This is a genomic window from Anaeromyxobacter oryzisoli, assembly GCF_022690765.1.
GTDB classification, from domain to species: Bacteria; Myxococcota; Myxococcia; order Myxococcales; family Anaeromyxobacteraceae; genus Anaeromyxobacter; species Anaeromyxobacter oryzisoli.
Map to the genome: position 1 here is coordinate 43,209 of NZ_JALCZA010000009.1, position 23,368 is coordinate 66,576.

24 protein-coding genes and 1 riboswitch are annotated in these 23,368 nt (G+C 74.0%); of the genes, 11 read left to right on the forward strand and 13 right to left on the reverse strand.

The window, feature by feature from the left end; genetic code table 11:
• Position 1: 1 nt before the first annotated feature.
• A riboswitch (cobalamin riboswitch) is annotated at positions 2 to 146 on the reverse strand.
• A gap of 360 nt (positions 147 to 506) precedes the next feature.
• The 3 genes from MNZ27_RS05035 to MNZ27_RS05045 all read right to left on the reverse strand — a co-directional run bounded on the left by MNZ27_RS05035 (position 507) and on the right by MNZ27_RS05045 (position 2,060).
• Positions 507 to 839, reverse strand: coding sequence for a ComEA family DNA-binding protein (locus tag MNZ27_RS05035; protein WP_242392943.1), 333 nt, complete (start codon positions 837 to 839; stop codon positions 507 to 509).
• Positions 836 to 1,084 carry a hypothetical protein gene (locus MNZ27_RS05040; protein ID WP_242392944.1) on the reverse strand — a complete coding sequence of 83 codons (249 nt, stop codon included), beginning with the start codon at positions 1,082 to 1,084 and terminating at the stop codon, positions 836 to 838. The genes MNZ27_RS05035 and MNZ27_RS05040 overlap by 4 nt, the downstream gene beginning before the upstream one ends.
• Before the next feature lie 664 nt (positions 1,085 to 1,748).
• The gene (locus MNZ27_RS05045; RefSeq protein ID WP_242392945.1) at positions 1,749 to 2,060 is read right to left on the reverse strand and encodes a DUF3467 domain-containing protein; all 312 of its coding nucleotides are present in this window, start codon (positions 2,058 to 2,060) and stop codon (positions 1,749 to 1,751) included.
• A gap of 612 nt (positions 2,061 to 2,672) precedes the next feature.
• On the opposite strand from MNZ27_RS05045, the gene MNZ27_RS05050 reads away from it, so the two are divergent.
• Positions 2,673 to 3,569: an alpha/beta hydrolase gene (locus tag MNZ27_RS05050; RefSeq protein ID WP_242392946.1), complete on the forward strand. Its 897-nt coding sequence runs from the start codon at positions 2,673 to 2,675 to the stop codon at positions 3,567 to 3,569.
• A gap of 25 nt (positions 3,570 to 3,594) precedes the next feature.
• Complete coding sequence (glpK, locus tag MNZ27_RS05055; protein WP_242392947.1) at positions 3,595 to 5,067, forward strand: glycerol kinase GlpK; 1,473 nt, start codon at positions 3,595 to 3,597, stop codon at positions 5,065 to 5,067.
• 210 nt (positions 5,068 to 5,277) lie between these two features.
• Here glpK and radA read toward each other — a convergent pair whose 3' ends face one another.
• On the reverse strand, positions 5,278 to 6,666 hold the full coding sequence (gene radA, locus MNZ27_RS05060; protein ID WP_242392948.1) for a DNA repair protein RadA: 1,389 nt from the start codon (positions 6,664 to 6,666) through the stop codon (positions 5,278 to 5,280).
• A gap of 145 nt (positions 6,667 to 6,811) precedes the next feature.
• Between radA and MNZ27_RS05065 the strand changes: the two genes are divergently transcribed.
• Entirely contained in the window at positions 6,812 to 7,738 is a 927-nt protein-coding gene (locus tag MNZ27_RS05065; RefSeq protein ID WP_242392949.1) for a Vps62-related protein, read from the forward strand.
• A 58-nt stretch (positions 7,739 to 7,796) separates the two neighbouring features.
• On the opposite strand, the gene MNZ27_RS05070 is transcribed toward MNZ27_RS05065, so the two are convergent.
• Complete coding sequence (locus MNZ27_RS05070) at positions 7,797 to 7,949, reverse strand: lmo0937 family membrane protein (RefSeq protein WP_242392950.1); 153 nt, start codon at positions 7,947 to 7,949, stop codon at positions 7,797 to 7,799.
• 196 nt (positions 7,950 to 8,145) lie between these two features.
• Here MNZ27_RS05070 and bioB point away from each other — a divergent pair, with 196 nt between their 5' ends.
• The 3 genes from bioB (at position 8,146) to MNZ27_RS05085 (ending at position 10,734) form a co-directional block, all read left to right on the forward strand.
• Positions 8,146 to 9,237: a biotin synthase BioB gene (bioB, locus tag MNZ27_RS05075; RefSeq protein ID WP_242392951.1), complete on the forward strand. Its 1,092-nt coding sequence runs from the start codon at positions 8,146 to 8,148 to the stop codon at positions 9,235 to 9,237.
• Between the two features lie 3 nt (positions 9,238 to 9,240).
• Entirely contained in the window at positions 9,241 to 10,422 is a 1,182-nt protein-coding gene (gene bioF / locus MNZ27_RS05080) for an 8-amino-7-oxononanoate synthase (protein WP_242392952.1), read from the forward strand.
• 75 nt (positions 10,423 to 10,497) lie between these two features.
• On the forward strand, positions 10,498 to 10,734 hold the full coding sequence (locus MNZ27_RS05085; RefSeq protein WP_242392953.1) for a DUF2905 domain-containing protein: 237 nt from the start codon (positions 10,498 to 10,500) through the stop codon (positions 10,732 to 10,734).
• Positions 10,735 to 10,801: 67 nt separating this feature from the next.
• On the opposite strand, the gene MNZ27_RS05090 is transcribed toward MNZ27_RS05085, so the two are convergent.
• Both MNZ27_RS05090 and MNZ27_RS05095 read right to left on the reverse strand, forming a co-directional pair.
• Positions 10,802 to 12,013: a threonine ammonia-lyase gene (locus MNZ27_RS05090; protein ID WP_242392954.1), complete on the reverse strand. Its 1,212-nt coding sequence runs from the start codon at positions 12,011 to 12,013 to the stop codon at positions 10,802 to 10,804.
• 214 nt (positions 12,014 to 12,227) lie between these two features.
• Positions 12,228 to 12,689 carry a helix-turn-helix transcriptional regulator gene (locus tag MNZ27_RS05095; protein WP_242392955.1) on the reverse strand — a complete coding sequence of 154 codons (462 nt, stop codon included), beginning with the start codon at positions 12,687 to 12,689 and terminating at the stop codon, positions 12,228 to 12,230.
• A 538-nt stretch (positions 12,690 to 13,227) separates the two neighbouring features.
• Between MNZ27_RS05095 and MNZ27_RS05100 the strand changes: the two genes are divergently transcribed.
• Complete coding sequence (locus tag MNZ27_RS05100; RefSeq protein ID WP_242392956.1) at positions 13,228 to 14,037, forward strand: GNAT family N-acetyltransferase; 810 nt, start codon at positions 13,228 to 13,230, stop codon at positions 14,035 to 14,037.
• Positions 14,038 to 14,058: 21 nt separating this feature from the next.
• A complete protein-coding gene (locus MNZ27_RS05105) occupies positions 14,059 to 14,757 on the forward strand; it encodes a DUF6544 family protein (protein ID WP_242392957.1) in 699 nt (232 codons plus the stop codon).
• Positions 14,758 to 14,781: 24 nt separating this feature from the next.
• Here MNZ27_RS05105 and MNZ27_RS05110 read toward each other — a convergent pair whose 3' ends face one another.
• The 4 genes from MNZ27_RS05110 to MNZ27_RS05125 form a co-directional block, all read right to left on the reverse strand.
• Positions 14,782 to 15,717: a ketopantoate reductase family protein gene (locus MNZ27_RS05110; RefSeq protein ID WP_242392958.1), complete on the reverse strand. Its 936-nt coding sequence runs from the start codon at positions 15,715 to 15,717 to the stop codon at positions 14,782 to 14,784.
• Positions 15,718 to 15,734: 17 nt separating this feature from the next.
• Positions 15,735 to 16,013 (reverse strand): YciI family protein, encoded by a 279-nt coding sequence (locus tag MNZ27_RS05115; RefSeq protein ID WP_242392959.1) that lies wholly within the window; start codon positions 16,011 to 16,013, stop codon positions 15,735 to 15,737.
• Positions 16,014 to 16,045: 32 nt separating this feature from the next.
• A complete protein-coding gene (dnaE, locus tag MNZ27_RS05120) occupies positions 16,046 to 19,747 on the reverse strand; it encodes a DNA polymerase III subunit alpha (protein ID WP_242392960.1) in 3,702 nt (1,233 codons plus the stop codon).
• An 83-nt stretch (positions 19,748 to 19,830) separates the two neighbouring features.
• On the reverse strand, positions 19,831 to 20,262 hold the full coding sequence (locus tag MNZ27_RS05125) for a hypothetical protein (protein ID WP_242392961.1): 432 nt from the start codon (positions 20,260 to 20,262) through the stop codon (positions 19,831 to 19,833).
• A gap of 303 nt (positions 20,263 to 20,565) precedes the next feature.
• Between MNZ27_RS05125 and MNZ27_RS05130 the strand changes: the two genes are divergently transcribed.
• Entirely contained in the window at positions 20,566 to 21,105 is a 540-nt protein-coding gene (locus MNZ27_RS05130) for a phosphate-starvation-inducible PsiE family protein (RefSeq protein WP_242392962.1), read from the forward strand.
• 18 nt (positions 21,106 to 21,123) lie between these two features.
• Here the strand turns inward: MNZ27_RS05130 and MNZ27_RS05135 are convergent, their stop codons facing one another.
• A complete protein-coding gene (locus MNZ27_RS05135; RefSeq protein ID WP_242392963.1) occupies positions 21,124 to 21,321 on the reverse strand; it encodes a hypothetical protein in 198 nt (65 codons plus the stop codon).
• A 137-nt stretch (positions 21,322 to 21,458) separates the two neighbouring features.
• Complete coding sequence (locus tag MNZ27_RS05140) at positions 21,459 to 22,058, reverse strand: hypothetical protein (protein WP_242392964.1); 600 nt, start codon at positions 22,056 to 22,058, stop codon at positions 21,459 to 21,461.
• A gap of 266 nt (positions 22,059 to 22,324) precedes the next feature.
• Between MNZ27_RS05140 and MNZ27_RS23920 the strand changes: the two genes are divergently transcribed.
• Both MNZ27_RS23920 and MNZ27_RS05150 read left to right on the forward strand, forming a co-directional pair.
• Positions 22,325 to 22,828, forward strand: coding sequence for a GreA/GreB family elongation factor (locus MNZ27_RS23920; RefSeq protein WP_242392965.1), 504 nt, complete (start codon positions 22,325 to 22,327; stop codon positions 22,826 to 22,828).
• Positions 22,829 to 22,911: 83 nt separating this feature from the next.
• Positions 22,912 to 23,352, forward strand: coding sequence for a hypothetical protein (locus MNZ27_RS05150; protein WP_242392966.1), 441 nt, complete (start codon positions 22,912 to 22,914; stop codon positions 23,350 to 23,352).
• Positions 23,353 to 23,368: the final 16 nt, after the last annotated feature.

Sequence of the window (23,368 nt, forward strand, 5' to 3'; positions counted from 1 at the left end):
GAGGTCTCCTGGCTCCCGGGGTGAGGCGGGTTGCGCCTCCAGGCCCTGCGACCTTCCCCTCGCGAGCGGCGCGAGAGTGGCCGAAACGTGCAGGACCTTCCCCGGCTACAGTGGCGGGACCGCGCCGGACTTCGACCGGCTTCCCTGTTCCTCGGAGCGGGTGTTTCGCGTGCGAGGTAGCGCGTCGGCGGCGATGAAGTCAAGCGGCCGGTTGCGTGCTCCCTCGGGCGACACCCTGCCCACGTCGAGCGCGACGGCGCGGGAGGCGAGCTCGGCGCGGCCTCTCCGCGGGTCGCTGAGAGCTTGTCGAAGAATTCGACGAGCTCTCAGGCCGACCCGCGTGAGCGGGGCGGCGGGTGGGGTGAAGCGCCCGAATTCACTTCGGGCGCGAGGGGCGGGCCCGATCCGCTGCTCCTAGATGGTCAAGGCCCGTCGAACTGTTCGACGCGCCTTGAGCGCCGCCATCCACCTCGCCGAGGTCGCCTTCCGGGGGGCCGCCGCCCGGGTCAGCGCTTCGCGCGCGCCCCGGGCTGCGACGTCGGCGTCGAGGACGCGGCGGGGCCGACGGTGACGTTCGACCTCACCTTCGCGAGCCACCTCGGCCCGATCCCCTTCACCACGAGCACGTCCTCGGGCCGCCGGAACCCGCGCTTCCCGCGGGCGGCCACGATCGCCTGCGCCCGCTTCTCGCCCACCCCCGGGAGCCGCATCAGCTCCGTGACGCCGGCGCGGTTCAGGTCGATCCGCTCGCCGGGGCCGAGCGGCTTCTTCGCGGCGAGCGCGGGGGTGGCCGCCGCGAGGAGCACCGTCGCGACGAGGATCTTCGAGAGGCCGCTCACGGTCTCACCTCGATCGTCTCGAGGTCCTGCCGCGCGCCATTCCCGTTGCGCGCCTCGGCCGGCGGCTTCGGCTCGCGCACCTGCAGCCTGTTGGTCCCGAGGGGCAGCGCCTCGAGGTACAGGGTGATGCTCCCGTCGCGGTTCGTGTACGCGATCCCGATCTTCGGCCAGAACTTCTTCTCGCCGTCCTTCGACTCCGGCACCGCGTACACCGCGAGCCGGCGCGCTCCGTTGCCTTCGCTCATTGGATTCTTCTCCTGTCACCGAGCGCGCGTGGTGCGCGCCGGACCGATGGCGAAGGAGCAGCGCGCGTGCCGCGCCAACCCCGCGGGATCCGAGGGGCGCGAGTCGAGCGCGCGGCTGCGACGCGGACGATCGTCCGCGTCGCGGACAGTTCCAACGGGGCGTGCCGCCCCGCCCCGCCGAGCAAAGCTCGTCGGGGCCCCACCCCTGGCTGCGCGGGGCCCGTGACCGCTCGCGCCCCCGCTTCGCGGGGGATCGCTCGCGGTCCCCGCGCGGAGGGGGCTGCGCGCCCCCTCCCCCCGCCTGCGGCGGGGTCCCTCCACCCTGCGTGACGGCCCTGGGCTAGTTCCCGCCCCGCGGGCGGGCATGAACCCGACCCCGAACGCGCACGCGAACCCGTGGGCCGTGCCCGGTTCCCGGGCCCCGGATCCCTTGCCCCGTGGTCCCGCCGCCGGTCATCTGTCGAAACACGGGTACGGGTCAGGGACACGGACCACGGGGACACGGAGAGCGGGTACGCGTTCGGGTTCGGGTTCGGAACCCCGAACGCACGCGAACCCGTGGGCCGTGCCCGAGCCCCCGGTCCCGGAGCCCGTGTCCCATGCCCCGGTCTTCCGTCGCGGTCGGCCGCCTGCGGCGGGCGCCCTCGCCCCGGGCGTCGGCGCGCTAGTTCGCGATCCCGCCGGGCGGGAACGTCGGGGTGTCCCCGAGCTCGACGGGGCCGAAGCGGGCCTCGTATCGCGCGAGGCTCTCCTGGATCGCGAGGAGCAGCCGCTTCATGTGCTTCGGCGTGGTGATCGCGCGGGCGCGCACCGACGCCTTGGGCTGCTGCGGCTGCACGTAGATGAGGTCCAGCGTGAACTCGGTCTCGGTGTGGTTCACGAGCGCCATGTTCACGAAGGCCCCGTTCGCGGTGACGGGGTCGATGTCGATCTGGAGCTGGAGCTGCGCGGGGCTCGTGGCGGGCTTGTCGGACATGCCCAGCCCTTAGCAGGAATCCGACGGAATGACATTACATCGGAGGCTGCGCCTCCGCCCCGCCGGCGGAGCCGTCGGGGCCCCACCTCCGCTGCGCGGGGCCCGTGACCTCGCGCGCTTCGCTTCGCGACGGCGCGCGAGGTCCCCGCGCGGAGGGGCTGCGCCCCTCCCCCCGCCTGCGGCGGGGTCCCTCCACCCTGCGTGACGGCTTCGGACCGCGCTCGCCGGCGGAGCCGCCAGCGCACGCGACGTGCGCGTTTTGATCGCTGCTCCATGTCGCGAAGCGGGCCCGTGACCTCGCGCGCTTCGCGACCGCGATTCGGCCTTTATTCTAGCCATGAGCGCGACCCCGAACGCGCACGCGAACCCGTGGATCCCTGCCCGGGCCCCGGTCCCGGATCCCCTGTCCCCCGGTCATCCGTCGAAGTACGGGGCAGGCGCCACGGACCAGGGGACACGAGCACGGAGAGCACGGGTACGGGTACGGCTTCGGGGTCGGGTTCGGGTTCGCCCCGTATCACGATGCGTGTACCAATCGGCCGCGGCGGTCCCGACGGGGCGCCCCGCACCGGAGCGTTGTAGCCCGGCCCCCGGTGAGGGTACGGTGGCCGCGTGATCCGGCGGGCGTTCGACGACGGCGCGGAGCTCGAGCTGCCCGGCGGCCCGGACGCGGTCCTGCTGCTCCACGGCCTGACCGGCTCCACCTTCGAGGTCCGGCCCGTCGCCGAGCGGCTGGCCGCCGCCGGGATGCGGTGCCTGGCGCCGGTCATGGCGGGGCACGGCGGGAGCCCGCGCGCGCTCGTCGAGCTCCCCTGGACCGCCTGGGTCGCGAAAGCGGCCCAGGACCTCGCCCGGCTCGAGGGCGCGCGGCGCACCTTCATCGTCGGGTGCTCGATGGGCGCGCTCGTCGCCTGCGCGCTCGCCCACGATCACCCGGAGCGCGTGGACGGCCTCGTCCTCCTCGCGCCCGCGCTCGAGCTCCAGCCACAGGGGAGGCTCGGCGCGCTGCTCGGGCGCGCCCCGGTGATCCGCAGGCTCGTGGTCCCGAAGGGGAGCGGCTCGGACGTGCGCGACGCGGCGATGCGGGCGCGGAACCCGAGCATGCGCGGGGTGCCGCTCGCGGCGGTGGCGGAGCTCGCTGCGCTGGGCGCGCACGTGGACCGCCTGCTCCCGGAGGTCGCCGCGCCGGCCCTCGTCGTCGCCGGCGCGCACGATCACACCGTCACGATGTCCGGCGCGCGGCGGCTCGCGCGGCGCATCGGGAGCGGGCCGGCCCGGCTCGTCGTGCTCCCGGAGAGCTGGCACCTGGTGGGGATCGACGTCGAGCGTGGCCGGTGCGCCGAGGAGGCGCTCCGCTTCCTCGAGGCGCTGCCGATCCCCCGGCGGCGCGCGGGGGATGCGCGGCGCGGCACGGCGCGCGGGAGGACGGCCCGCGGCGCGCAGGGACGCGCCGACGCGACCGGTCGGGGCGCGCGTGGCGGCAAGCGGCGGAGGCGGAGTCCCCGCTAGACTGGAGCCTCCCCGGAGGGATTCCGTGGCCTCGCACGTCCTCGCTATCGACCAGGGCACCACCGGCACGACCGTGCTGATCCTCGACCGGCGCCTCGCGCTCCGCGCCAAGGTGAACCAGGAGTTCCGCCAGATCTTCCCGCGCCCGGGCTGGGTCGAGCACGATCTCGAGGACATCTGGGGCTCGACCGTCTCCGCGGTGCAGCGCGCCCTCCGCGAGGCGGGCCTGCGGGGGAACGAGCTGGCCGCCATCGGCATCACGAACCAGCGCGAGACGACGGCCCTCTGGGAGCGGCGCTCGGGGCGGCCGCTGCACCACGCCATCGTCTGGCAGGATCGGCGCACCACGGACGCCTGCGCCGCCCTCAAGGCGGCCGGCCACGAGCCCGCCGTCCGCGAGAAGACGGGGCTCGTCCTCGACCCGTACTTCTCCGCGACGAAGCTCGCCTGGCTGCTCGACAACGTCCGGGGCGCGCGGGCGCGCGCGGACGCGGGCGACCTGGCGTTCGGGACGGTGGACTCCTTCCTCGTGTGGCGGCTCACCGGGGCGCACGTCACCGACACCTCCAACGCGAGCCGGACGCTCCTCATGGACCTCCGGACCCGCCGCTGGGATCGCGAGCTCCTCGATCTGTTCGGCGTGCCGCCGAGCGTGCTCCCGGAGATCCACGAGTCCTCCGAGGTGTACGGGACGACGCGCGGCGTGAAGGGGCTGCCGGACGGCATCCCGGTGGCGGGGATCGCGGGCGACCAGCAGGCGGCGCTGTTCGGCCAGGCCTGCTTCCAGCCCGGCGAGGCGAAGTGCACCTACGGGACCGGCGCGTTCCTGCTCCAGAACGTCGGCCCCGAGCCGGTCCACTCCTCGCGCGGCCTCCTCGCGACGGTGGCCTGGACGATCGGCGGGGAGACCACGTACGCGCTCGAGGGCTCGTCCTTCGTCGCCGGCGCCGCGGTGCAGTGGCTCCGCGACGGGCTCAAGATCATCAAGACCGCGTCGGAGGTGGACGCCCTGGCGCGCGAGGTGAAGTCCACCGGCGAGCTCGTGTTCGTGCCGGCGCTCGCCGGCCTCGGCGCGCCGCACTGGCGACCGGAGGCGCGCGGCCTCGTGCGCGGCATCGACCGGGGCACCACCGCCGCTCACCTCGCCCGCGCGACGCTCGAGGGGGTCGCCTACCTGATCTTCGATCTCGCCGAGGCGATGCGCGCGGAGGCCGGGAAGCCGTTCCCGGTCTTCCGGGTGGACGGCGGCGCCTGCCAGAGCGATCTCCTCATGCAGTTCCAGGCCGACCTGCTCGACGTCGCGGTCGAGCGACCCCGGATGATCGAGACCACCGCGCTCGGCGCCGCCTTCCTAGCCGGCCTCGCGACCGGCGTCTGGAAGGACCGCGAGGAGCTCCGCCGCGCCTTCAAGGTCCAGAAGCGCTTCGAGCCGAAGATGAAGCCCGTAGAACGGGAGCAGCACCTCGCCAAGTGGCGGAGGGCGGTGCAGGCGGCGTAGCCGCCCCGCGGGGAGCGCGGCGCGCAGGACCGGAGGTCCGAGCGACGCGCCAAGGGACCCGCGTGGCCGGGGTGGGGCCCCAGCGCCCTCGACAGGAGGGCGATGGGGCGGGGCGGCACGCCCCGTGAGATGCCCGAGAGCAGCACCTCGCCAAGTGGCGGAGGGCGGTGCAGGCGGCGTAGCCGGGGCCGTAGCAGGGACCGCGGACGATCAGGCGATCCGGTCGAGGGCGTCGGCCACCGTGGTGACGCCGACGAGCTCCATCCCGGCGGGCGCGTCGGCGTGCCGCGCGTTCGCCGCGGGCACGATGGCCCGCTCGAAGCCGAGCCGCGCCGCCTCCGCGAGCCGGATCTCCGGCTGCGACACCGCCCGCACCTCGCCCGCGAGCCCGACCTCTCCGAGGAGGAGCGTGCGCGCCGGGAGCGGCCGGTCGCGGAAGCTCGACGCGAGGGCGGCGACCGAGGCGAGGTCCGCCGCGGGGTCGTCGAGCGAGAGCCCGCCGGCGACGTTCACGAAGAGGTCGCAGGAGAGGATCTCCATCCCGACCTTCTTCTCGAGCACCGCCGCGAGGAGGGCGACGCGGTTCGAGTCGATCCCGAGCGCGGTCCGGCGCGGCGTGCCGTAGCCCGTGGGGGCGACGAGCGCCTGGATCTCCACGAGCACGGTGCGGGTGCCGTTCAGCACCGCCGCGACCGCGCTCCCCGGCGCGTCCTCCGGCCGCTCGGCGAGGAAGAGCGCCGACGGGTTCGGCACCTCCGCGAGGCCGCCCGCCTTCATCTCGAAGACGCCGATCTCGCTCGCCGAGCCGAACCGGTTCTTGTGGGCGCGGAGCACGCGGTAGGGGTGCGCGCCGCCGCCCTCGAAGTAGAGCACGGTGTCCACCATGTGCTCGAGGACGCGCGGGCCGGCGATCGCGCCGTCCTTCGTCACGTGCCCGACGAGGAACACCGGCGTCTCGGTGGTCTTCGCGTACGCCATGAAGCGCGCCGCCACCTCGCGGATCTGCGTGACCGTCCCCGGGGCGCTCGTCAGCTCGGGCAGGTACTGGGTCTGGATCGAGTCCACCGCGAGGGCCGCGGGCCGGAGGGCCTCGGCCGCGTGCAGCACCTTCTGCGCGTCGGTCTCGGCGAGGACGGTCAGGTTCGACGCCGTCACCTTCAGGCGATCGGCGCGGAGCTTCACCTGCCGCGCCGACTCCTCGCCGGAGACGTACAGCACCGGCGCGTCGGGGCGGGCGCCGGCGAGCCGGTCGAGCGCGGCGAGGAGCAGGGTGGACTTGCCGATCCCGGGATCGCCGCCGAGGAGGATCAGCGCCCCGGGCACCACGCCGCCGCCGAGCACGCGATCCAGCTCTCCGATCCCGGTCCGCTGCCGCTCCTCCTCGCAGGCCTCCACGTCCCGGAGCGGGATCGGCCGCGAGGAGCCCGGCGCGCCCCAGCCCCGCGCCGCCGCGGCGCCGCGCGGCTCCGGCGCGACGATCTCCTCGGCGAGCGTGTTCCACTCCCGGCAGGCGGGGCACTGCCCGAGCCACTTCGGGCTCTGGTACCCGCATCCGGCGCAGGCGTAGACGGTCCTCGGCTTCGCGGCGGCGCGCGTCATCCTCGAGGCGGTAGCACGCCCATCCGACAGCCGGTCCGCCGCCTGCTCCGCCGTCTCTTGTATGCGGGCCCCTGGATCGGGAGACTGCGCCCGCGCCGCCCGCTCGACTGGTCGCACATGCGGGGCGTTGCGCGCACCTCAAACGATGACGTCACACCCGACCCTGCGCTCGCTCGCAGCGCTCCTCCTGCTGTTCGTCCTCTGCCCCGTGGCGGCGCGCGGCGTCGATCGCGACCACGACGGCCTGGACGACGACCTCGAGGACGCCCTGCTCCAGCGCTATGCCCCGATCGTGCTGCTCGCGCCGGGGGAGCACGCGCTCCCGGCGAGCACCGACTGGCTGCTCGCCCGCGCGGAGGTCGAGACGGCGCCCGGCCGGGCGCCGCCGCGGATGATGGAGGCCTCGATCCTCGGCGCCGTCGGCGTCCTGGTCGCCCGCGCGGTCCCGGGGATCGACGAGCCCGGCGCCCGGCTGCGCCTGCCGCGGCGCGCCCACACCGGCAGCGCGGACCCCTCCGTGTGGACCGTGTACGGGCACGCGTTCCGCGCCGACGGCGGCGGGATCGTGCTCCAGTACTGGTTCTTCTACGCGTTCAACGACGCGTTCTGGGCGTTCGACCACGAGGGCGACTGGGAGCACGTGTCCCTCCGCCTCGACGCCGCGGGCCACCCCCTTGGCGCCTGGTACGCGCAGCACAACGCCGCGGCGCCAGGCGAGTGGTTGCCGTGGGGGATGCTCGCGCACGACGGCGACCGGCCGGTGGTGCTGGCCGGGCGCGGCACGCACGCGAGCTATTCGCACCCGGGGCAGGGCCCGATCTGGGAGCGGCTCTGCCCGGTGAGCGACCCTGCGCGGGCCGCCGCCGCCGGCTGCCGGGTGTGGCACACGAGCGAGGGCGGCGGGGTGGTGAACGTGGGCGAGCGCGCGGCGCCGCGGGTGCCGTTCCTCACCTGGCCCGGCCGCTGGGGCACGACCGGCTGGTTCGGGCTCGCTCGCCACGCCGGCTCGCCCCCCGGGCCGGCGTTCCAGCGGGGCTGGTGCAGCGACGGCGCGCCGGGGGCGTGCCCCTGAACCTCGCGGGCCCTGCCGATCCCGCGTCGAGCCGAGGCGGCGCGAGCCGGGCGCCCGGTCACGCGCTCGCCGCGCCCCGCCTGATGATCGCGAAGATGAGCGAGATGACCGCCAGGACGAGCAGCAGGTGAACCCACCATCCGAGCGTCGATCCGGACACGAGGCCGATCGCCCAGAGCACCAGCAGGATGACGGTGATGGTCCAGAGCATGAGCGCCCTCCTTCCGAGAAAGCTTAGGCATCCTGGACGCGCGCACGGGGCCAGGCGGATGGTGGAGCGCCTGGCGCACGCCAGACGTTCAAAAGAGCAATGATCATCGATACCTGACTGCGGCCGCGTGAACTCGTAAACCACTTGTCATCCGAGCGGTTGACGACTGGATCCCGTCTGGTAGGGTCGGCGTCCCATGAGCGAGACGACCGTCCGACCGCTTCCCCCTGGCATCGAGCCCATCACCGGCGAGGAGGCGCGCCGGCTCATCCACCACACCTCCGGCGCGGAGCTCGAGGCGCTGCTCGATCGCGCGGACGCGGTGCGACGCGCCGTGCACGGCGACGAGGTGGCGCTCTGCGGGATCACCAACGCGAAGAGCGGCCACTGCCCGGAGAACTGCGGGTTCTGCTCGCAGTCGGCGCACTTCCCGGACGCCGACGCGCCGGAGTACCCGCTCGTCGGCGCCGACGAGATCGTCGCCCAGGCGAAGGCGGCCGAGCGGGCGGGGGCGCGCGAGTTCTCCATCGTCACGAGCGGCACGCGCGTCGCGAAGGAGAGCGAGCTCGCGACCATCGAGGAGGCCGTCCGCAGGCTCCGCGCCGAGACCGCCGTCGAGCCCTGCGCCTCCCTCGGCCTCATGAAGGAGCCGGAGCTCGCCCGCCTCCGCGCGGCCGGGCTCATGCACTACCACCACAACCTCGAGACGGCGCCGAGCTTCTTCCGGAACGTCTGCACCACCCACGCGTTCGAGGAGCAGCTCGAGACGATCCGCACCGCGAAGCGGCTCGGCTTCAAGCTCTGCTCCGGCGGCATCCTCGGGATGGGCGAGACGCCGGAGCAGCGGGTCGAGCTCGCCGAGGTGATCCGCGACCTCGGCGTGGACTGCGTGCCGGTGAACTTCCTGAACCCGCGGCCCGGCACGCCGATGGCGCAGGTGAAGGCGATCACCGCCGAGGAGTGCCTCGCCGCGCTCGCGGTCTTCCGGCTCATGATGCCGGCGGCGAACGTGTTCGTGATGGGCGGCCGCGAGGTGAACCTGGGCGCGCGGCAGGAGCTCATCTTCCGCGCCGGCGCGAACGGCACGATGGTCGGGAACTACCTCACCAGCGCCGGCCGCGCGCCGGACGCGACGGTCACGATGGTCGAGGCGCAGGGGCTCCGGCTCCGGGCGCCGGGGACGGGGCGGGCGTGGTCGTTCGCCGGCCGCGCCCCCCACGACGCGGACTGGAACGAGCGCGCGCTCGAGAAGCGCTCCGACCCGCGCCCCCTCCCGGTGGTCCGCTAGCCGATGGCCCGCGCCGCGCTCGGCTGGATCCCGCAGGAGCTCGAGGCGCTCGAGGCGCGTGGGCTCCGGCGCTCGCTCGAGACGCTCGCCCCGCTCCAGGGGCCGGTGGTCGAGGTCGGCGGCCGGCGGCTCGTGAACCTCTGCTCGAACGACTACCTCGGGCTCGCCGCCGATCCGCGCCTCCGCCGCGCGGCCGCGGAGGGCGCGGAGCGGGCGGGGGCCGGGGCGGGGGCGTCGCGGCTCGTCGCCGGCGATCTCCCCGTCCACCGCGCGCTCGAGGCGCGCCTCGCCGCGTGGAAGGGGACGGAGGGCGCGCTCCTCTTCAACTCCGGCTACCACGCCAACGCCGGCGTCCCCCCCGCGCTGGTCGGCCGCGACGACGCGATCTTCGCCGACGTCCTGAACCACGCGTCCATCGTGGACGGCTGCCTCCTGTCGCGGGCCCGCCTGCTGCGCTACCGGCACGGCGACGTGCAGGAGCTGTCGGACCTCCTCTCGCGGACGCGGGCGCGCCGCCGGCTCGTGGTGACGGACGCGGTGTTCTCCATGGACGGGGACGCGGCGCCCCTCCGGGAGATCGCGGCGCTCTGCGATCGTCACGGCGCGATGCTGTACGTGGACGAGGCGCACTCCGCCGGGCTGCTCGGCCCGACCGGCGCCGGCCTCGCCGAGGCGCTCGGGGTGGCGGATCGCGTGGACGTGCACATGGGCACGCTCGGGAAGGCGCTCGGCGCGTTCGGCGCGTACGTCGCCGGCGCCCGCCCGCTGGTGGACCTGCTCGTGTCCCGGGCGCGGACCTTCGTGTTCACCACCGCCCTGCCGCCGGCGGCGTGCGCCGCGGCGCTCGCGGGGCTCGAGGTGGTCGCCGCGGAGCCGGCGCGGCGCGCCCACGTCCTCGCCCTCACCGAGCGGGCGAAGGCGGGTCTCTCGCGGCTCGGGTTCGACACCTCCCGGGTGGTGGCCCCCATCCTGCCGGTGGTGCTCGGCAGCGAGGCGCGCGCCCTGGCCGCGTCGGCGGCGCTCCGGGAGCGCGGCTACTTCGTGCGGGCGATCCGCCCGCCGACGGTGCCGCGCGGCACGAGCCGGCTCCGGGTCGCGCTCTCGGCGGCGCACGACGAGGCGCAGGTGGACGGGCTCCTCGCGGCCCTCGCCGAGATCCTGCCCGGGCTGCCGCCGGCCGAGTAGGCATGGGGCGCCGGCGCGGCGGCGGAGGCCGCCGTGGGGGCGCGGCGGCCGGGCGGCGGGTTATCATCGGTGACCATGAACGGCCCCGCCTCCCTCGGCCGGATGCTCCTCGTGCTCGGCGCGATCCTCGCGGGCGTCGGGCTGCTCCTGGTGCTCTCCGAGCGGTTCCCGTGGCTGCGCCTCGGGCGCCTCCCGGGCGATCTCTCGGTGGAGCGGGAGCACTACCGGTTCTACTTCCCGCTCGGCACGTCGATCCTCCTCTCGGTCATCCTCTCGCTGGTGCTCTGGCTCCTCGGCCGCCGCGGGCGGTGAGCCGGCGGCCGCGGCGCGCGAGCCCTGCGCCTCCGTCGCGCGAGGCGCGGCGCGCAGCCGGTCGTCATCAAATCCCGAGCTGCTGCACCTGGTACCCGCGCTCGCGCAGGGCCTTCAGGATCTCGTCCACGTGCTCGTGCCCGCGCGTCTCGAGCGTGAGCTGGAGGGTGGTGTCGCCGAAGCGCGTCGCGAACGCGCGCGAGTGGTGGACCTCGATGACGTTCGCCCGGTGGGTCGCGATGATGCTCGACACCTTGGCGAGCTGGCCCGGCTTGTCCATGAGCGCGACGCTGACGCGGACGAGGCGGCCGTCCTTCACGAGGCCGCGCTCGATGATGCGGGCGACGAGGTTCACGTCGATGTTGCCGCCCGAGACCACCGCCACGACGCGCTTGCCGGAGACCCCGCGGATCCGCCGCTGCATCAGCGCCGCGACGCCCACCGCGCCGGCGCCCTCGGCGACGGTCTTCTCCTTCTCGAGGAGGTAGAGGATCGCGCTCGCGATCTCCTCCTCCGAGACGGTCACGATCTCGTCCACGAGGGCCCGGACGTGCTCGAAGGTGAGGTCGCCCGCGCGCTTCACCGCGATGCCGTCGGCGATGGTGCTCGCGTTCTCGAGGGTCACCGGCCCGCCCGCCTCGATGGCGGCGAGCATGCAGGGCAGGACCTCGGTCTCGACGCCGATCACCTTCACCGAGGGGTTGAGCGCCTTCGCGGCCACCGCGACCCCGGCGACGAGCCCGCCGCCGCCGACCGGGACGACGATGAAGTCCGCGTCGGCGACCTGCTCGAGGATCTCGAGGGCGATGGTCCCCTGGCCCGCGATGATGGCGGGGTCGTCGAAGGGGTGCACGAACGTGAGCCCCTCGGCCTGCTCGAGCCGGCGAGCCTCCGCGCAGGCCTCGTCGTACGAGGCGCCGTGCAGGACGATCTGCGCCCCGTGCGCGCGGGTGTTCGCCACCTTCATGATGGGCGTGCTCTCGGGCATCACGATGGTCGCCGCGATCCCGAGGCGGCCGGCGTGGTACGCGACGGCCTGGGCGTGGTTGCCGGCGCTCGCCGCGATGAGCCCCCGCGCGCGCTCCGCCGGGCCGAGCAGCAGGATCTTGTTGAGCGCCCCACGCTCCTTGTAGGCGCCCGTCATCTGGAGGTTCTCGAGCTTCAGGTAGGCGCTCGCGCCGATGAGCTTCGAGAACGTCTCGCTCCGGGCGCAGGGGGACACGTAGATGCGATCGCGGATGCGGCCGAGGGCGGCCTGGACGTCGGGGAGCGTCACCATGTGGACCTCGACCGTATCCGGGCGCGGGGGAGCCCGGCAAGCGGAGGCCTTCAAGGAGCCGGCGGTGACGGCGCAGGGGGTCGGACGGCGGCTTGCCCGGAGCCGGGGATCGGCGCGAGGCGACGAGTGGAGCACGTCGCCGGGCGGGACGCACGACCGGCGCGCGGACCGGGGCCGCGCCGGTCCCGCGCGGTCGCGCCCGTTCGCGAGAGCTTCAGTGCTGCACCAGGCGGCGCGCCAGCTCCACGCGGTTGCGCACGCCCAGCTTGTCGAAGATCGTCTTGAGGTGGCTCTTCACGGTCTGGGAGGCGATGCCGAGCCGCTCGGCGACCTCGCGCGACCGCAGCCCGTCGGCGACGAGGAGGGCGACCTCGCGCTCGCGCTGGGTCAGCCCGTCCGCCGGCGCCGCCGTGGCCGCCTCGGGGCCGAGCTGCAGCGGCTCGGGGAGCGGCTCACGCCAGAGGTGGAGCTGCGTCCTGCCCTTGCCGACGGCGGTGACCTCGATGCGGAGCCGCTCGCCGTGTCCCTCCATGAGGAGGGTCCGACGGATCCCGGGCGGACCGCTCTGGGCTCCCTCGGTGAGGCCCTTCAGCTCGGTGGGAACGGGCGAGCCCTCCGCGGCGTCGGCGAAGAAGACCTTCAGCATCTCCTCCGCCTGGCGGTCGCATCGGAGCAACCCGTCGGCATCGCAGTGAGCGGCGGCGCCCCGGGGAGCCGGGACTCGAACGTTCGCGCGCATCATGACTGCACCCCCTGTCAACAACGTCTTTCAACGGTGTGTAGACAGGACCCACATACTACAGACGTTCGATCGAGTGATCATCGTACCCCCAAACCCGCTCCGAACTCTTTTGGGGTTGCGGCGGGTTACGTCATCTTCCCATACGATCGAGGTAATCCTTCTATTCCAGCCTACATGGGCCTACGGGTCCCGCGGCGCCGCCACGATCGAGACTTCGAGGTCGCCGGCTACGCGACGCCAGGATCCCCCGGGGTCCGCTGCACCCGGCTCGAAACCGCCGGCCGTGCTGAACGCCGACGCCGAGACGGCAGGCGCGCGACGCCCACGCTCGTCCGAAGCGTCGAGCGCGGGGGCACGCCGGCCGTGCGCCCGCTCCCACCCGCGCGCGTGTCATGGCGCGCCCGCTTGCGTCGAGCGCCACAGCAGCTCGATGCGAGTGGGTGTCGCCATCGCTCGCGTGTACGATGTCGCCGTGAGCGCGCCGCCTCCCGGGATACTCGCCGCCGAAGAGCTCGCGCGCCGCATCGAGCGGGCGGAGGCGGAGCAGCTCGCCCGGACGGGCGCGCCCGGCGTCGCGGGAACGCTCGAGGTCGGGGGAGGGCTCGCCGTCTCCAAGGGGCCGGGGTCCCCGTTCAACGTCGCCAACGCGCTCGGGCTCGGCGGGCCGGTCACCGCCGAGGACGTGGACGCCGTCGAGCGTCACCTCGGCGCGGGCGGCGGCGCGATCCGCATCGCGCTCGCCGCGCCGGCGCACCCGTCGCTCGGCGCGGAGCTGGCGCGCCGAGGCTATCGCCTCGATCGCTTCCACCTCGTCTGGTGGCGCCCGCCGGGGCGGGCGCCGGCGCCGGACTTCCAGTGGGAGGTCCGGCCGATCGTCCGCGGCGAGGAGCAGGCGTGGGGCGAGACCTTCGCCCTCGCGTACTTCGGCCGGCTGCCGCCGTCCGACGCGATGCTCGAGGCGCTGCTCGCGATGCCGCGCGCGGAGGGGAACGTCTGCTTCGCAGCGTTCGAGGCCGGGCGGCCGGTCGGCGTCGCGATCGCCTCCGCGCACGGCGGCGTCGCGACGCTCTCCGGGGCGGGCGTCCTCCCCGCCCACCGCGGCCGGGGCATCCAGCGCGCGCTCGTCGCCGCGCGGCTGGACTGGGCGGCGGCGCAGGGCTGCGATCTCGCCGCCTCCGCCACCGATCCCGGCACCGCCTCGCAGCGCAACCTCGAGCGCTCCGGCTTCCGCTGCGCCTATCCCCGCGCGATCCTCGTGCGGGAGCCGGCGCGGTGGGCGTGACCGCTCGCGAGGTGACCACCCATGGACGCAGCCCCTCCCGGACCCGCCCCGCTGTGCGCGCGCCTCCGCGCCCTCGCCCTGCCGCGCGGAGAGGAGGCGGTGCATGGCGCCCGCGGCGTCCGGCTCACCCAGCGCGGGGAGCTGTCCGCTGCGCCCGGCGCGCGGTGGATCCGCTTCACCGCGGAGCAGACGATCGACGCTTCGCGGAGCGCGTTCCGGTGGGTCGCGACGGTGAAGGCCGGGGGCGTCCGGGCGCTCACCGCCACCGACGCCTACGAGGACGGGCACGGGTCGCTCGTGCTCCGCGCGGGCGGCCTCGTCCCGGTCGCGCGGAGCGAGGGACCCGAGGCCGATCGCGGCGAGCTGCAGCGATACCTCGGCGAGGTGGTGCTCTGCCCGCCCGCGCTGGTGCTGCACCCGTCGCTCGAGTGGTCGGCGATCGGCCCGGACTCGGCGCGCCTGCGGGACCGGGCCGATCCCACCGGCGCGACGGTGGACCTCTCGCTGGACGAGGCGCGGGGCGCGGTCACCTGCCGGGCCGACCGGCCGCGGGTCGTGGGGAGGCGGGCCGTGACCACGCCGTGGCTCGCCCTGTGCGACCAGCCGCGGGAGTGGGACGGGCTGCGCATCCCCACGCGGATCGAGGTCCGCTGGCTGCTCCCCGAGGGCCCGTTCACCTACTTCCGGGCCGAGGTGACCTCGCTCGAGCTGCTCCGGTAGCGTGCGGGGACGGCGCGACGGGGATCAGCGCGCGCCGGCGAGCGCCTCGATCGCGGCGATCATCCGGCCGAGGAGCTCGTTCACCGGCGTCGGCACGCCGTGGCGGCGGCCCAGCGCCACGACGGCGCCGGCGAAGATCTCGACCTCGGTCTTCCGGCCGGCCTCGACGTCCTGGAGCATGGAGGTCTTCCCGTCGGGCGCGAGCGCCGCGATGATCGGGAAGATCGCCTCGACGTCCGCCGGGGCGAGCGCGACGCCCTCGCCGCGCGAGACCGCCACCACCTCGAGCGCGGCGGCGCGGGCGAGCTCCCGGAGCTCCGGGACCGCGGCGAAGGCGCCGTAGGGGGCGCGGAGGATCGCGGAGACCTGGTTCACGCCCACGTTCAGCATGAACTTCTTCCACTGCGCGCGGAGGATGTCCGGGGGCACCTCGGCGGGGATCCCGGCGCGGTCGAGGAGGTCCTTCACGGCGCGGACGCGCGGGTCGGCCGGGTCGTTCGAGGGCGCGCCGAACACCAGCCGGCCGAGGTTCGCGTAGCGGGTGCGGGTCCCCTCGCGGAGCACGTCGTTCCCCACCACGAACGCGGGGAGCACCTTCTCCGCGCCGAACGCGCGGCCCAGGAGCGCCTCGCTGGTGATCCCGTTCAGGAGCGAGACGACGATGGTCTCGGCGCCCACCACGGCGCGGACGTCCTCGATCGCCTGGGCGAGGTGGTGCTGCTTCACCGCGACGAGGAGCAGGTCGGCGGCCGGCGCGGGCTCGCCCGGCGCGAGGTAGCGCGGGTCGAGCCGGCGGCCGTTCACGGTGAGCCCCTCGCGCTCGAGCCGCGCTCGCCGCGCGCCGCCGGCGATCACGGCCAGCCCGGCGGGATCGACGTCGTGGAGCCGCGCGGCGTACGAGCTGCCCACCGCGCCCGCGCCGCAGATCACCACCCGCTCGAGCCGCCGCACCGCGCCCACCGCCCGCGCGCTCCGGCCTAGGGCTGCGCGCCGCCGACGGCGACGTGCCAGGGGAGGATCCGGTGCCCGGTCACGACCCCGTTCTTCACGTAGGGATCGCGCCGGACGAACTCCTCGACGTCGGCCTGCGTGCCCTGGAACACGAACAGCGCCCCGTTCGGCGGGTCGAACGCGCCGGCGAAGAGGAGCGTCCCCTTGCGGTTCAGCTCGGCGGCGAGGGCGAGGTGGCCGTCCCGGTGCGGCTTGCGCCGCTCGAGGACGTCCGGCACGTAGTCGTAGAAGAGGGCGAAGTACATGCCCCCGTGCTAGCGCAGATCGGCCCGCCGCGCTACCGGAGCTCGACCTCGAAGCCGAGCCGGCGGGCCGCCTCGAGCAGCTCGTCGGCGGGCTGGACCTTCGCCGGGACCGCGATGGTGGTCTCGGTCTCCTCCGGGATCACCGCGCGGACGGTGACGGCGCAGGTGCCCGCGAACCGGCCGAGGAGCGCCTTCAGGTCGGTCGCGCGGTCCCGGGTGAGCCGCGCCGCGTCGATGCGCAGGGCGATCTCGCGGGTCTTCTGGCTGCGGACCGCGGCGAGCGGCTCGATGTCCATGGCGGTGATCTCGGCCCGCGGGTTCTCCTCCTCGCGGTTGTTGATCCGGACCTCGCCGTGGACGAGCACCGGCTCGTCGCTCTTCACGACGTGCTCCCAGTCCGCCCAGCCCTTCTGCGCGGGGCGGCCGTTCTGCGCGGGGCGAGAGGCCCAGCAGATGACCTCGGTCGTGCCGGTCAGGTCCTCGAGGGTGAGGAAGCCGAAGCGCGTCCCCTTCTCCTTGTTGGCGCGCTCCCGGACGGCGGCGACTACCCCGACCACCGTCACCTTGTCGCCGTGGCGCTTCTGCGCGACGGACGCGCAGGTGTTCGCCCCGTAGCGCCGGACCTCGTCCTCGAACCCCTTGAGCGGATGGCCCGTCAGGTAGAACCCGAGCGTCTCCTTCTCGAAGGCGAGCCGGACCCGCTCCGGCCACTCCTCGATCGTGAGCTCACCCACCACGTCGCCGATCTTGGGGTAGCGCGGCTGCTGCTCGACCGGCGCGGCGAGGGCGTCGAAGAGCGAGTGCTGCCCGCTCGCGCGATCGGCCTGGGCCGACGCGCCCGCCGCGAAGGCGGCGTCGATCCCGGCGAAGAGCTGCCAGCGCGGCACGGCCTCGAAGTCGAAGGCCCCCGACTTCACCAGCGCCTCGACCACCTTCTTGTTGATCTTCTTCGTGTCGACGCGCGCGGCGAGATCGTAGAGCGACTTGAACGGGCCGCCCTCGGCCCGGGCCTGGAGGATCGTCTCCACCGCCGCGTCGCCCACGCCGCGGACCGCGCCCAGGCCGAAGCGGATGCGACCCTTGGACTGCTTCTGCCCGACCCCCTCGCCGCGCGCGCCTCCCTCCGCGGGCGCCGTCCCCGCCTCCGCCGGGCGCTCCGCCGTCCGATCGGGCGCGGGGCCGAACGCGCCGAAGTCCTTCCCCGATTCGTTCACGTCCGGCGGGAGCACGTCGATCCCGTCGGCGCGCGCCTCGGAGATGTGCATCACCACCTTGTCGGTGTTCGACGCCTCGCTCGAGATGAGCGCGGCCATGAACTCGACGGGGTAGTAGGCCTTGAGCCAGGCGGTCTGGACGGTGACGAGGCCGTAGGCGGCGGAGTGCGACTTGTTGAAGCCGTACGCCGCGAACTTCTCCATGAGGTCGAAGACGCCGCTCGCGATCTTCTCGTCCACGCCCTTCGCGGCCGCGCCCTTCATGAAGATGACGCGCTGCTTCGCCATCTCCTCGGCCTTCTTCTTCCCCATCGCGCGCCGGAGCAGGTCGGCGCCGCCGAGCGAGTAGCCGCCCAGGACCTGGGCGATCTGCATCACCTGCTCCTGGTAGACGATGACGCCGTAGGTCGGCTCGAGGACCTTCTCGAGGAGCGGGTGCGGGTAGCGGACCTGCTCGCGCCCCTGCTTGCGGTCGATGTAGACGTCCACCATCGTGCGCCCGTCCTCGAGCTTCTGATCGAGGGGGCCGGGCCGGTAGAGCGCGCCCGCGGCGATGATGTCCTCGAACCGCGTGGGCTTCATCTTCATCACCATCTCGGTGAAGCCCGACGACTCCATCTGGAAGACGCCCGCGGTGTCGCCGCGGCTGATGAGGTCGTAGACCGCGGGGTCGTCGATGGGGATGTCCGACGCCTGGAAGTCCTTCCGCTCGGGGTGGTTCTGCTTCACCAGCCGCAGGGCGTCGTCGATGACGGTGAGCGTCTTGAGGCCGAGGAAGTCGAACTTCACGAGGCCGGCCGCCTCGGTCTCCTCCTTCGCGAGCTGCGACACCAGCATGTCGGACTTGTCGTCCTTGCAGGCCGGCACGTACTCCCAGAGCGGCTTGTCGGCGATGACCACCCCGGCGGCGTGCAGCCCCGTCTGGCGGTTCAGCCCCTCGAGCGACATCGCGATGTCGAGGAGGTCCTTCGTGGTCACGACCTGCTGGACGCCCTTGTCGTCCGTCCAGCGCGAGAGCTCGGTCGCCTTGCCGTACAGCTCCTGCAGGCGCGGCTCCGCGGGGTGCTTCTCGGACCCGAACACGAGCTCCTTGAGCGGCGGGGTCTTCCCCTGGACCGGGTCCGGGACGAGCTTCGCGATCCGATCGCCCTCGGCGAACGGGAGCCCCATCACCCGCACGACGTCGCGGATCACCGAGCGGGCCTTGAGCGACCCGAAGGTGACGATCTGGCCGACGTTGTCCTGGCCGTACTTGTTGCGGACGTACCGGATCACCTCCTCGCGCCGGTTCTGGCAGAAGTCGACGTCGAAGTCCGGCATCGAGATGCGCTCCGGGTTCAGGAAGCGCTCGAAGAGGAGGTGCCAGCGGAGCGGGTCGAGGTCGGTGATGCGGAGCGACCAGGCGACGATGGAGCCGGCGCCCGAGCCGCGGCCCGGGCCGACGGGGACCTGGTGCGCCTTCGCCCAGTTGATGAAGTCCTGGACGATGAGGAAGTACCCGCTGAACCCCATCTTCTTGATGACGCCGAGCTCCATCTCGAGCCGGGCCTGGTACGCGTCGAGGTCGATCGGGTAGCGCCCCTCGACCTCCTTGAGCCGCTTCACGAGCCCGTCGCGCGCGAACCTGTCGACGCACTCGTCCTCGCTCATCCCGTCCGGCGCCTGGAAGGGGGGGAGGAAGTACTTCCCGAGCCGGAGCTCGACGTTGCACATCTCGGCGATGCGCAGCGTGTTGTCGATCGCGTCCCGGTGGTCGGGGAGCGCGGCGACCATCTCGTCCGGCGACTGGATGAACAGCGCGTCGGTGTCGTGCCGGAGGCGCTTCGGGTCCTGGAACGTCTTGTTGGACGCGATGCACATCAGGACCTCGTGCGCCTTCGCGTCCTCGCGCTTCACGTAGTGCGCGTCCGCCGAGGCGACGAGCGGGAGGTCCTCGTCGCGCGCGAGCTGGGCGATCTTCGCGTTCACCTCGAGCTGCTCCGGCAGCCCGTTCGACTGGACCTCGAGGAAGAACGACCCCGGCTCGAAGATCTCCTTGTACTCGCGGACGGCGCGGCGGGCGCCGTCCGAGTCGCCCTTGCGGATGAGCCGCGGGATCTCCCCGGCGAGGCACGCGGACATGCCGACGAGCCCCTTCGCGTGCTCGCGCAGGAGCGGCTTGTCGATCCGGGGGTCGTAGTAGAAGCCCTCGGTGAAGGCCATCGAGGAGAGGTAGCGGAGGTTGGCCCAGCCCTCGGCGTCCTTCGCGAGGAGGACCAGGTGGCGGCCGACGCGCTCCGTCCGGTCGCGGCGCCCCTTCTCGCCGGCGACGTACGCCTCCATGCCCAGGATGGGCTTCACGCCGGCGTCGCGCGCCTTCTTGTAGAAGTCCACCGCGCCGTAGAGGTTGCCGTGGTCGGTGACCGCGACCGACTTCATCCCCTTGGCCTGGACCGTCTTCAGGAGGTCCTTGATGCGGATCGCGCCGTCGAGGAGGGAGTAGAGGCTGTGGAGGTGCAGGTGGACGAAATCGGCGGCCATCGTGAGGCGCTGATCTAGCAGGCGCCCCTGACAGCGGCCACCGGGCAAGTGCCCGTGGGGTATGCGAGATTCGCGCTGTTCGTTCAGGGCGACGCGGGCTCGCCCGCCGCCTCGAACGCCCGCTCCAGATCCGCCCAGGAGCGGTCGTACTCCTCGTTCGCCGGCTCCCAGTTCGGATCGTCGAGATCCGACCGATCGCGCAGGAGCCGGGCCGTGGTGCGGAGGTGGCGCCGGAGCGCCTCCCGCTCTCCATGGGAGAGGGCGACGTACGGCGACGGCACCTCGTAGTCCCCCGTCATGTCGTCGAGGGAGCGGCGGATCCGCGCCACGTCGTCCTGCTCGATCCGGACCGCCGCCCGGCGCAGCCGGGCCACGTCGCGCCGGATTGCCTCGAGGCGCGTGTCCGCCGGGACCGGCGCTCCGTGCTCGCCGCCCCGCCGGCGTGCCGTCATCCAGCCCGACATCCGGGTGAGCCCGTCCTCGAGTCGCCGCAGGAAGCCCTCGCGCCCTTGCATGATCTCCTCCCGGCCAGGGAGGCGCCGCCACCGGCCGCGACGCGCCCCCAGCCTGGATGGTGCGTGGCGGAGGACGGCGGCGCAGCCCCCCGGCCGCAGCGCGCGGCGCGCGCTCACGCGGGGGAGCAAGGTGTTTGGCCGGAGGAGTGGCCGCGGATGAAGGTCGCCCCGGTTCTTCCGCGCGGAGGTGCCGCAGAGGAAGGTTCCCAGCCCCGAGTTCGAGGGCTCGGGAGGCCTGCCGGCGTTATCCACGCGGATGCCGTCGCTCGCGTCCTGCGATCCGGCGAGGCGAGAGGAGAGAGGGTGACCCAGGAGCGGAGTGGAGGGGGGAGCCGAACGCGCGCGATCGTCTCCCGGGCGTTCACGCACGTGCAGGACCTCGTCTACGTGGCGCTCGGGGTCCTGCTCTCGCTCAGCGCGGTCGCCTTGCTCGTCCAGGGCGGGATCGACCTCTTCCACGCCGTGGCGGCGGGCGTGGACGTGCGCGCGGTGGTGACGCTGCTCGACCGGATCCTCCTCGCGCTGATGATCGTGGAGCTGCTCTACACGGTGCAGGTCTCGTTCCGCGAGCACACCCTCGTGCCCGAGCCGTTCCTGCTCGTCGCCCTCATCGCGGCGGTGCGGCGGATCCTCGTCATCACCGCCGAGTTCGGGGCGCAGCCGCGGCTCGACGTGGAGGCCCTGCGCCACGTCATGCTCGAGCTGGCGCTCCTCACCCTGCTCATCGTGGTGCTGGTGGCGTCGATCGTGATCCTGAAGCGGCGCGGGCAGGAGGAGCCGCCCGCGTCGCACACCGGCTCGGGAGCGGGCGAGGAGGGCGGGGCGCGCGCGTCGGACGCGTGAGGCGCGACGCGCTTCGCGCTAGTCCTTCCGGTGCTTGGCCGGATCGTGCCCCTTGCCCTTGTCGTGGCAGCGTCCGTCGCTCCAGCGGTGGCCCGGCGGGCAGTCGTCGTCGGCGGGCGCCGCGCGCACCGCCGCGTGGTGGCCGGGCACGACGACGCCGACGCATCCGGTCTGGAGGAGCACGAGGGTAGCGAGGCCGGCGAAGAAGGTCTTCACGTGTAGGCTCCTTTCCTGCGCCGCGGGTCGGCCCTCGCGCGAGGCGCGCCGGGCGGATCCCGATCGGCGTGGTTGGGGGAGCGCAGCCTCCCACCCCTGCGGCGCCGCCGCAAGGTGGTGGAAGGTGGGACGGAGAGTCACTCGCGCACGAGCCGGTCGAGCCGGCGCCGCAGCGCCTCGACGATCCCCTCGGGCGGCGCCTCGCCGACGGCGCTCTGCAGCCGGAAGACGTCCCTCACCTCGAGGCCGCGCGTGTCCACCCGCATCTCATGGGGGAACAGGCCGAGGTCGGCGAAGAGGTGGAGGATCCGGCCGAGGAAGCCGACCGTGTCCTCGCCGCGAACCTCGACGAGCACGTCCCGGCGCGTCCGGGCGACCCGGCGGCTCGTGAGGGCGAGGCGGCCGCCGTCGCGCGTGGCCGGCACGTGGTCGTTCATCAGCGCGAGGAAGTCGATCGCGGAGGGCTGCACGTCCTCGTCCAGGACGTCGAAGACGATCTCGGCCGTCCAGCGCGTCGAGGTGCGGCGCGCGGCCGCTCGCACCACGCTCACGTGCCGCGCGGCGAGCCCGGCGGCCAGGCGGCCGGCCCAGCCGGTGTGGAGCGAGCCGGTGAGGTGGAGCGTGTGCCGGCGCGACGGGCCCGGCACGATCCGGCAGGTGAAGGTGCGCTCGCCGGGGAACGGACCGTCGGTTCCGGAGACGTCTGAGAAGGGCGCGGAGCCGTCGAGGGAGTCCATGGATTCACTCCTTAGCAATGCGCTTGCCAGCGTTGGAGGGGGCCGCGATCGAAGCGCCCGCGCGATCTCCGTCCGCGCTGGCCCGGCCCGCACCACGGTACTGCCTGGAAAGCGGGCACCCGGGTGCTCCATCATCTAAAGCACCAGGCCCACCGGTGGCTGATCGGCAGCAGCGATCCCTGCCGGGGGTGCGAGGGGGCGCACGGGAGAGGCTCCTCCGGAGCGCATGAGGCGCGCGTCGCACGTCGAGTCGCTACCATCCGGGCGTGTCCAAGGCCTTCACGAACGAGGAGCTCCCCGACGTCGCGCCCGTGACCCGTGCCGCTCCTCGCCTCGCGCCCGGCGAGGTGCGCTACGTCACGCCGGAGGGGCACGCCGCGCTCCGCTCCGAGCTCGGCCGGCTCGCCGCGGCGCGGGCGGAGGCGGCGGCGCGGCCGGACGCGGACCAGGGCGAGCGGCTCGCGGATCTGGACCGACGCGCGGCCCTGCTGGAGGCGACGCTCGCCGCCCTGACCGTCCTCGGGCCGGACGCCGCGCCGGAGGGGAGGGTGGCGTTCGGGACCTGGGTCACGGTGGAGGACGAGTCGGGCGCCTCCTCGACCTGGCGGATCGTCGGGCCGGACGAGGCGGATCCGAAGCAGGGGCTCGTGAGCGCGCGCTCGCCCGTGGGGCGCGCCCTCCTCGGGCAGGCGGCCGGCGACATCGTCGAGGTCGAGCGGCCGGGAGGGACGCGCACGCTCACGATCGTGGAGGTGCGGCGGTCGCGGTGATCGCGGCGCCGGTGCGCGATGCGAGCGGGTGTCGCCATGAGACTGTTCGTGCGCGGGGTCCGCGGACGCGGTACGACTCCGGCGTGACCCTCTTTTCCCGGCGCCTGCCGCACGTCCTCCCGCGCAAGGACCTCGTGCTCCTCCTCGCGCCCACCTACTCCGCCGCCCGCGGCGTGGACCACGAGGAGGCGACGGAGCGGCTGTCCCGCGCGCTCGAGGTCCCCGGCGCGCTCGACGACATCTACGAGGGCGTCTCCGCTGCGCTCCGCGACGTCCGGGGCCCGCGGACGACCGAGGACGCACTGATGGACAAGCTCTCGGCGGGCCTCGTCGCGCGACGCGCGCGGGCCAAGGCCGCCGATGCGAGCCCGGCGGTCTCGGCGGCGCTCGTGCGCCTCGATCTCGAGATCGGCGTCGCGCCGGAGCAGATGCGGGCGACGCTCGCGAGCGACCGCGGCCGGGCCCTCGTGGATCAGGGCTTCCGCGCGCTCGGAGCACACTTGGTGAAGGACCTCCTCCGCTGACGCTCGACGCGAGCGG

Excerpts from the sequence above, each read along its gene's own strand:
- MNZ27_RS05040 (WP_242392944.1), bottom strand. The coding sequence starts at position 1,084 with ATGAGCGAAGGCAACGGAGCGCGCCGGCTCGCGGTGTACGCGGTGCCG.
- MNZ27_RS05045 (WP_242392945.1), bottom strand. The coding sequence starts at position 2,060 with ATGTCCGACAAGCCCGCCACGAGCCCCGCGCAGCTCCAGCTCCAGATC.
- radA (WP_242392948.1), bottom strand. The coding sequence starts at position 6,666 with ATGACGCGCGCCGCCGCGAAGCCGAGGACCGTCTACGCCTGCGCCGGA.
- MNZ27_RS05065 (WP_242392949.1), top strand. The coding sequence starts at position 6,812 with ATGACGTCACACCCGACCCTGCGCTCGCTCGCAGCGCTCCTCCTGCTG.
- MNZ27_RS05070 (WP_242392950.1), bottom strand. The coding sequence starts at position 7,949 with ATGCTCTGGACCATCACCGTCATCCTGCTGGTGCTCTGGGCGATCGGC.
- bioB (WP_242392951.1), top strand. The coding sequence starts at position 8,146 with ATGAGCGAGACGACCGTCCGACCGCTTCCCCCTGGCATCGAGCCCATC.
- bioF (WP_242392952.1), top strand. The coding sequence starts at position 9,241 with ATGGCCCGCGCCGCGCTCGGCTGGATCCCGCAGGAGCTCGAGGCGCTC.
- MNZ27_RS05085 (WP_242392953.1), top strand. The coding sequence starts at position 10,498 with ATGAACGGCCCCGCCTCCCTCGGCCGGATGCTCCTCGTGCTCGGCGCG.
- MNZ27_RS05090 (WP_242392954.1), bottom strand. The coding sequence starts at position 12,013 with ATGGTGACGCTCCCCGACGTCCAGGCCGCCCTCGGCCGCATCCGCGAT.
- MNZ27_RS05105 (WP_242392957.1), top strand. The coding sequence starts at position 14,059 with ATGGACGCAGCCCCTCCCGGACCCGCCCCGCTGTGCGCGCGCCTCCGC.
- MNZ27_RS05115 (WP_242392959.1), bottom strand. The coding sequence starts at position 16,013 with ATGTACTTCGCCCTCTTCTACGACTACGTGCCGGACGTCCTCGAGCGG.
- dnaE (WP_242392960.1), bottom strand. The coding sequence starts at position 19,747 with ATGGCCGCCGATTTCGTCCACCTGCACCTCCACAGCCTCTACTCCCTC.
- MNZ27_RS05125 (WP_242392961.1), bottom strand. The coding sequence starts at position 20,262 with ATGCAAGGGCGCGAGGGCTTCCTGCGGCGACTCGAGGACGGGCTCACC.
- MNZ27_RS05140 (WP_242392964.1), bottom strand. The coding sequence starts at position 22,058 with ATGGACTCCCTCGACGGCTCCGCGCCCTTCTCAGACGTCTCCGGAACC.